Below are 7,891 nucleotides of genomic sequence, written 5' to 3' on the forward strand. Positions count from 1 at the left end.
TTCCTCCTTGGTACTATTTAAGGAGTGATAAATTGAGAAGAGATGACGAAACACCTGAGGAAAAAAGGGAAAGGATAAGGCAAGAGGAGTTGAAGAATAACCCCGGTGGTAATTTTAAAGATTCCTTGAATAGAGGGAGTACCGGGAATATTGCTGATTTAGTAGGTGGATTGAGTTGGAAAGGCACTGGAATACTTATTCTTGTATTAATAGTAGGGTTTATAATATATGCTGCTTTCTTCCGTTAAATAAAAATGAACACTTTTGACGGGGGATACTCAATGCAAAGAATAGCCCGATTTCCGCCATTCTTTACAAATATCTTTTCAACGGTTATAGTAAAGGTACCTAATAATTCTAGGTAGGTGAAAGACATGTTCAATCGGGAGCTTATCAAAGGGAGCACATCCCTTCTGATTCTGCAATTGCTTAATGAACGGGATATGTATGGATATGAACTCGTGAAAGAGATGGATCAGCGCAGTGACCATAACTTCCAAATTAAAGAAGGAACCTTATATCCGGCACTTCACAAACTGGAAAAGCAGGAATATATTGCATGTTACTGGCAGAATCGGGAAAAGGGACCTGCCAGGAAATACTACCACATTACGGAGCAAGGCAAGGAAATTCTCGAGGAGCGGACCAGTGAATGGCATCGTTATGTGCAGGTCATGAACAACCTGATTCGGAGAAATGAGTCATGACCGATCAGGTCGAAAAGTTCCTTTCGAAGCTTGAGACATTGCTTGGAAATCATCCGGAAAAAAATAAAATCATGGAGGATTACCGGCTGCATGTTGAGGAGCTGCTGTACGAGGAATTGATTGACCCGGAAGAAATATATGATGAACTCACACAGCGGATGGGCTCACCGCGGGAAATAGCCCGGCAATGGCGCCAGGAGACAGTTACTCCGGCCAGGATGCAATTGCTGTTTGTTCTGTTGAATATTGGTATGTTTGTCGGAGGAATCGCACTTACGATCATCTATAACTACTTTGATTGGGGATGGGCAGAGGCGCTGTGGACCAGAATTACAGCCGTGCCATTTATTATTATGGCTGGCTATATTATGTTCTGGGGACTACTTGGTTATGAGATTGGAAAGGAATTTGGTGCTGGCGGACGAAAGCTATTGCGGCGAACGTTCTTCATTTCGATCTTACCGAATTTAGTGTTTATGTACTTGGTTTTATTTAAAATAGTACCTTATGAATGGTTTGATCCATTGCTCAGTTTCCCGTTTATTATCCTTTGTATTGTTTTTACCGGATTCCTCTATCCTGTCTGTCTGGCAGGTTTTCGCTGGGGGAAAAGAGCATCTGTATAATGGGCTGATTATCCGGCAGGAGTCGGTCCTGTTTAGTAGATATTTTTTTGGATATCTACATAGAATTTCTTTGTATATAGAAAAACACAGTAAGGGGTGGTTGGTAGATGAAAACCGTTATTAAGAAGAATGAATGGCTGTTTATGCTCAGTTGTCTTGGGCTTGGCATACTTGCAGAAATCAGCTTTTTTCACGCCCGGATTGGCGTTTCGTATCTGGTATTTCTCACCGGGTTCTATTTGGTTGTGTTTGTGCGGTTTAGACTCGGATTCAATCATAGACGGATTGGCCTCTTGATAATGGGATGTATTTGGCTCTTGGCAGCGAGTTATTTATTGTATGACAATGCATTTTTTTACCTGTTGAATATCGTGGTGATCCCGTTTCTTGTGCTGTTCCATGTGGTCTTGATAACAAGTCCCGGTAATCTGAAATGGGGCAAACCTGCATTTTTGGTACGGATGGTGGCTAAAATCGGGTGGGGTGCAGCCTACAGTATCCAATTTTGCAACAGATTATTTAATCAGGTGTTCCAAAATACGGATGAATCCACATCACAGACAGTCAAACGGGTGATGCTTGGTATCTTGATTGGTGTCCCTCTTCTAGGGGTGATTACAGCTCTTTTAATGTCGGCGGACGCTGTCTTTAAGGATATAGTGCTTCGTCTGCCACAGTTTATGGTTAATCTTGACTTCGAAGGGATTTTCCGGATAGTGGCTGTATTAATTTTCACGTTTCTCTTTTTTGGAATTCTGCAGGTACTTCGGGTTACCGGACGGACCACCATTCAGGGGAAGTTGGAAAAATATAAACATGCCATCAGCTGGAATGGGATAACGGCAATGACAATTCTGGTGTTGCTTAATGCGGTTTATATCCTTTTTACAGTCATTCAGTTTACCTACTTTTTCGGTGAAGGGCTTCAGGAAGGATTGACTTACGCGGAATATGCAAGACGAGGTTTTTTTGAATTGATAATGGTCACGCTGATCAACTGGACGATCCTGATTTTCTGTCTGAAGCTTGTGCGTGAACAGGGGGTAAGAATAGACCTGGCGCTTAAACTGATGTACTCGCTGCTGATTGTCGTTAGTGGCGTTATGCTCGTATCAGCCTATCAGCGCTTAAGTATATATGAAGCTGCATATGGATTTACCATGGACCGGATTTTGGCGCACGCATTCATGATTTTTTTGATTGTTATTTTTGCCTATACATTGATTCGTGTCTGGCTTGAGCGGCTGGCTCTTTTGCATTTCTATCTGATTGCGGGTTTGGTGTTCTATACAGCTCTGAATGTGGTGCATATTGAACAGATCATCGTGGATGAGAATATGAAGCGGTTTGAGGAAATCGGCAAAATTGATGTTCAGTATCTCAATTCGCTTTCATATACAGGTGTTGAAGGATTAATAGAATTGTACAACGTGGATCCGGATTATCCGGAGCTTGAACATATGCTGTATTTAAGCCAGCAGAAGATGAAAAATAATCCACTGGATGACTGGCAATCGTTTAATTTTACCAAGCGGGAGGTACGCGAGCGGTTGACCAGTCTGGAACTGGACAAATACGAAGGGGCGTGAGGTCGAATGTATCAAGGAAGTCCTGATCATGTCGCCATTATTATGGATGGGAATGGCAGATGGGGTAAAAAAAGACGTCTGAGCCGAAGTGAAGGTCATTATGCGGGGGCAAAGCGAATGGAAGACATTATTGATGCCAGTATTGCATGCGGCGTCAAAGTCCTGACACTTTATGCCTTTTCCTCGGAAAACTGGTCCAGACCGTCTGGTGAGGTGAATTATCTGATGGATTTGCCAGTAAGATTTTTTAATAAAAAACTCCCTGAATTTTTGAAGAGAAATATTCAAATCAGGATTTCCGGAAACACATCTCCGCTCCCTGATAAAACCCGGGAAGTACTGAAAAAAGCGGTCGTCCGTACAGAAAATAACACCGGCATTATCGTCAATTTTGCTTTCAATTATGGTGGTAGGAGTGATATTGTTCAAGCCGCTAAAACGTTGATTGAGGAAGTTAGGAATGGAAAAATCAGCGAGGATGATATAACTGAGGAAAAAATGCAGCAATTATTGTACACGGGGGACCTGCCCTCACCTAACATGATTATCCGAACGGGTGGCGAGAAGCGGATAAGTAATTTCCTGCTTTGGCAGTCCGCTGAATCAGATTTGTATTTCTCGGATATGTATTTTCCCGATTTCACAGGGGAAATGTTTGCTGAAGCGATTGGTCAGCAGCCAGTCAATAGTTATTTGAGTGGATGAGTTATAAGAGTTCCCGAAAACATAGCGTGAGCAAACTACAGTACTCCCAAACGAATTCGGTTCGCTTTAGAAAGCTTTTTAAAGGATAAGAAACCATCATGGCTCGCTGGGTTCCTAACCTAAGGAGAGTATATCTTTAAAGTATAAAATTTTTGGCTATATTAAGTTCTTTGGCAACAACAATCAATCGATTTGAAGAATGGTAACCCTGACTTTATTCGATTTACCCAATTTTCACAGTCTGGAGATCCAATCATTACCGAGTTTCAATTTAACGGCGAGCTTATATACTATCGTTGGGATAGTACAAGAGATGAAAGCGGGGAACATATAGGAGAGAATAAGGATACAGGCGGACGATTTAGCATACAAGAAGATTACTGTAACGAGCTTGTAAATGACCCCAAAATGCCGTATATCACAAACTGTTACAAGTATGAAAGTCATGAGTTTTAATATAGTCTACTCATAAAGTATATGCTTGAGGACGCCATTTTGAATCTGCTTAAGTTGGTATAGTGTTGGCGTTCCTGAATACAAGAATACGTCTGCAATATCCCTTTATTACAATGAATAATGACTGCGGAATCAACCTGTGACCTGATAGTCATCGTTTGTGAATAGCAGTGAGGGGTAAAAAAACACCCCCACTGAATGAATGTTTACACCGCTGGAAAAAGGTCATCACGGTCCGCCGCCTCCGCCCGAACCGCCCGAATTGTCGCCATTGCCCTGGTTGACTCCCTGTTGAGGTTTTTGGTTCTGCTGGTTCCCCTGTTCTTCAGCGGCTTTAAGCAGTACCTGGCTCATTTTTTCCTGGAACAGTGGTGTGTCAAGTGTTTTCTGAATGGATTCCTCCAAATGCTTGTTAAATTCCTGGCTTTTCATGACGTTGGTCATGTGTTCAGTCATCTGTGGATCTTTCATCAAGTCGATCATCTGCTGCTGATATTCGGAGTCCTTCATTAGATCCTTCATGAGCTTTTTCTGCTCGTCAGCCATGGACTTTGCAAATGTTTTAACGAATGATGGATCTTCAAATAATTGCTTCCACATGTCTGTCGATTTATCAGAAGTCAGGACTTTCTCCACCGACTGTTGGACGGCATCGGAGTCCATAATCAGCTCCTGCTTCATTTTTTTGTCAGTCATGATTTCCTGAAGTGCTTTCTTTCCGTCATCAGTTTGTAATATGTCAACAACCATTTTTTTTGTGGTGTCATAATTGGCTTCTTCGCTGGTAGCACCTTGCCCGGCACACCCAGAAATGAATAGAGCGGACAGCAGGGAAAGGGAAATTAAAGTGATCCGAAGCATGTTCACATCCTCCTTCCTCTCATGGTTACTATGTGCCATCAAGCGAAAAAATATGTATATTAGGAGGTAAAAAGGATTTGTTCATGCTAAAATAAACGGAGGACAGTGAACACAGGTTTAGGAGGAAAGTGATTTGAATAGTCGAAAGTGGGTCGGTTTATTTTTAAAAACGTTACTGATTGGCGGGGTTACAGGACTCGTGACCAGTTTCTTTGTCAAACCCGCATATTATACAAATAATTTAAATCCCTTTAATGGGTTTGAACTGTTTGGGATTATCCTCTTTTTTATCGGTTTGGGCCTCGTATTCAGTGTGGTCAGTCAAACCGGGTTTTTTGCCTACTTATTTATTAACCGGTTTGGCCTCAGTTTGTTCCGGACGTTTTGGCCGACCGTTCAAGTGCTGCTGATTGTCTTTGTTGTGTTTGATTTGATCTATTTTCCATATAGTGCTTCGGACGGTGGTACTTCGGTGTTTTGGTTTGTTTTGATGGCAGCGGCAATTCTTGGATACGGCTGGATTGTATCGGAAATTAAAGCGCGTGAAACGAACCGGCGGGCATTTATTCCGGCCTTGTTTTTGATGGTTGTCATAACGGCAGTTGAGTGGGTGCCGGGGCTGCGCACGAGCGGCACGGATTACGCATGGCTTATGATCATACCTCTCCTGGCATGCAATACGTATCAGTTACTGATATTACACCGTTTAACAGGAAGTGGAAAGTCGGACAGCAACACAACAAGTTCTGCGAAAACAGGAGCCAAAAAGGAATGAATGTCAGGCCTCAATGTGGCCGAAGCACATTGAGGCTTGTGGCCTCAGATGCTAACGCTGTTGTTTTCAGTCGGCAAGTTTTGACTCGGCATGGGCCTGGTTCATTAGTTCAGATATGGTGACAAATTGAAACTCTTTATTTTTCAGCCCGGGAAGTATCGTCTGTAAGGCTTGAGCAGTCTGCTTAACAGAGTCCGATGCATGCATTAAAATAATATCCCCATTCGTTGTTTTCTCCATTACCATATTCGTGATTTTTTGTGTACCTGGATTCTCCCAATCATTTGGATTGATATTCCAATGGGTGACTGTAAAGCCCTGATCCTCAGCCAATTCAATAATTTCCTTGTTGAAGTGTCCACTCGGCGGCCGCAAAAGCTCGATATCCTCGTAACCCATTTTATCGAAGACATCCTTTGCCTCCAATAAATCGTTCCGCACCTCATCCAGCTCCTGATCCAGGTAACTTTCATAGCGATAGCCAAGCATGCCAAGTTCATGCTCCTGTTCTGTTATTTTTTCCAAAATCTTCGGGTGGCGTTCAGCCCATTCCCCGCTCACAAAAAAAGTGGCTTGTACCTGATGCTGCTCAAGCTTTTCCAAAATGTCATGAACCTTTTCCTCTCCCCAACTGATATTAAAGGTTAAGGCAATATCTGATTCATCCGCATTGCCCTTTGTGAGCGCTGATGGTTCACTGGCGGATAAGATTGAAAATGTTCCATCACGTTCAAACCAAAGGAATATGGCAGCAAATAACGCCAGTAATATAACGACTGCATAGCGTTTCCACTTTTTAAATCCCATCACATAAAAATGATTCATCCTATCATTCCCCTCAACCATTCCTTAATGTATTCTATGAGTAAAAATACGTAATATGAACAAGCTTTATAGGAGGTTGTTCAAAAACCCTGAAAAATTACATAATGAACTGATTTGCTGCATAAAAGCCACAGCAGCCTGTGGAGGCACTACCGGAAAAGTGGTACAATTACACAGGTTGCCGTCCCTCTTCGTTATAAGAAATGATGAAACTTTGAAAAAGAGGGATATAACTATGTCGATTCGGGGAATAGTAATGTCTGTAAATATCTATCCAAGAACAGCAACAAGTTCACAATTGGAAGGTCAGGTGGCACTATGCTGGGATTTTTGATTAATAATGAAGAGCAAAAGGAAATGGAATATTTAATAAAGCGGGAGCTGGAAGAATTATTAATGGATATGGAAGATCATCGGATCGACGAAATGGTTAAAACCTCTATGAGGGCGCGATACCAAACCATATTTAATTTATACCGTCGCATCGCGAGCAAAGAAGAGTGTATAAAATACATGCCTAAACGGATCGGAAATCAGAGAATGTAGTGTAGGCTGTTAAAGCCCCAAAAGGGCCATTCTACAATCATGATTATACCCATGTATTGTAACGATGCGCCATGCTGCGGCACCATAATCTGATCGATAGCGCTGCGATTGTCCACCCCTCGGTCCGATTAGCTATAGGATAAAGTGCCCTTTGTGTGCTGACTTTAAAAGTCCTGCTGAAAATTTTTTTGATTTTCCTATTGAACGAAGCATCTGATTATGCTATATTATTTTTTGTCGTCAACAAAAACTTTACTTTTCTACAGTATTTTCGAAAGAGAGATTAATTAAGAAAGGTCATTGACATTTTGTTGCTACCATGTTAAATTGTAATTCGTCGTTAAAAACGGCGAGGGAAATTGATCTTTGAAAACTGAACAAAACAACCAGTATGACAAACAGATGTCAGAGGTAAGAGGTCGGAGTCAAAATTTGATTTTGATGGAAGACCAATGAAACCCTGAATCAATTTTAGCTAAGCCATGAAAGAGATTGATCGGTGTCAATCTCCTGAATCACAAGTCAAAAAGGAGAGTAAAAAGGACCGGGCAGTTTGAGGCGGCGCAGCTTTGAGTATCGGAGTGTATGCCTTTAATACACAAGAAACGGAAAAGCAAGCCAACGATGAAATGCGATGTGTCATTTTTATCGAACTTTTTGACCTCCATACTTTATTGGAGAGTTTGATCTTGGCTCAGGACGAACGCTGGCGGCGTGCCTAATACATGCAAGTCGAGCGCGGGAAGCAGACAAACGCCCTTCGGGGCGTGCGCCTGTGGAACGAGCGGCGGACGGGTGAGT

9 protein-coding genes and 1 rRNA gene are annotated in these 7,891 nt (G+C 42.2%); 8 read left to right on the forward strand and 2 right to left on the reverse strand.

The window, feature by feature from the left end; genetic code table 11:
• Positions 1 to 32 precede the first annotated feature (32 nt).
• The 5 genes from E4U82_RS16180 to uppS all read left to right on the forward strand — a co-directional run bounded on the left by E4U82_RS16180 (position 33) and on the right by uppS (position 3,627).
• On the forward strand, positions 33 to 248 hold the full coding sequence (locus tag E4U82_RS16180) for a DUF6366 family protein (RefSeq protein ID WP_135111221.1): 216 nt from the start codon (positions 33 to 35) through the stop codon (positions 246 to 248).
• A gap of 126 nt (positions 249 to 374) precedes the next feature.
• Positions 375 to 707: a PadR family transcriptional regulator gene (locus E4U82_RS16185; RefSeq protein ID WP_135111222.1), complete on the forward strand. Its 333-nt coding sequence runs from the start codon at positions 375 to 377 to the stop codon at positions 705 to 707.
• A complete protein-coding gene (locus tag E4U82_RS16190) occupies positions 704 to 1,333 on the forward strand; it encodes an HAAS signaling domain-containing protein (RefSeq protein WP_135111223.1) in 630 nt (209 codons plus the stop codon). Before E4U82_RS16185 ends, E4U82_RS16190 begins: the two co-directional genes overlap by 4 nt.
• Positions 1,334 to 1,440: 107 nt before the next feature.
• Positions 1,441 to 2,922 (forward strand): DUF4153 domain-containing protein, encoded by a 1,482-nt coding sequence (locus tag E4U82_RS16195; RefSeq protein WP_135111224.1) that lies wholly within the window; start codon positions 1,441 to 1,443, stop codon positions 2,920 to 2,922.
• Between the two features lie 6 nt (positions 2,923 to 2,928).
• A complete protein-coding gene (uppS, locus tag E4U82_RS16200) occupies positions 2,929 to 3,627 on the forward strand; it encodes a polyprenyl diphosphate synthase (protein WP_135111225.1) in 699 nt (232 codons plus the stop codon).
• Positions 3,628 to 4,311: 684 nt separating this feature from the next.
• Here uppS and gerD read toward each other — a convergent pair.
• Entirely contained in the window at positions 4,312 to 4,944 is a 633-nt protein-coding gene (gene gerD / locus E4U82_RS16210; RefSeq protein WP_135111226.1) for a spore germination lipoprotein GerD, read from the reverse strand.
• Positions 4,945 to 5,077: 133 nt separating this feature from the next.
• Between gerD and E4U82_RS16215 the strand changes: the two genes are divergently transcribed.
• Positions 5,078 to 5,719 carry a KinB-signaling pathway activation protein gene (locus tag E4U82_RS16215; RefSeq protein ID WP_135111227.1) on the forward strand — a complete coding sequence of 214 codons (642 nt, stop codon included), beginning with the start codon at positions 5,078 to 5,080 and terminating at the stop codon, positions 5,717 to 5,719.
• A gap of 66 nt (positions 5,720 to 5,785) precedes the next feature.
• Here the strand turns inward: E4U82_RS16215 and pdaB are convergent, their stop codons facing one another.
• Entirely contained in the window at positions 5,786 to 6,544 is a 759-nt protein-coding gene (pdaB, locus tag E4U82_RS16220; protein ID WP_135111228.1) for a polysaccharide deacetylase family sporulation protein PdaB, read from the reverse strand.
• Positions 6,545 to 6,862: 318 nt separating this feature from the next.
• Here pdaB and E4U82_RS16225 point away from each other — a divergent pair, with 318 nt between their 5' ends.
• Together E4U82_RS16225 and E4U82_RS16230 are read left to right on the forward strand one after the other, a co-directional pair.
• Entirely contained in the window at positions 6,863 to 7,090 is a 228-nt protein-coding gene (locus E4U82_RS16225) for a hypothetical protein (RefSeq protein ID WP_135111229.1), read from the forward strand.
• A gap of 671 nt (positions 7,091 to 7,761) precedes the next feature.
• Positions 7,762 to 7,891: ribosomal RNA gene (locus tag E4U82_RS16230) — 16S ribosomal RNA — on the forward strand; the annotation flags it as partial.

Source organism: Lentibacillus salicampi, assembly GCF_004565465.1.
In the GTDB taxonomy this organism is placed as follows: Bacteria; Bacillota; Bacilli; order Bacillales; family Amphibacillaceae; genus Lentibacillus; species Lentibacillus salicampi.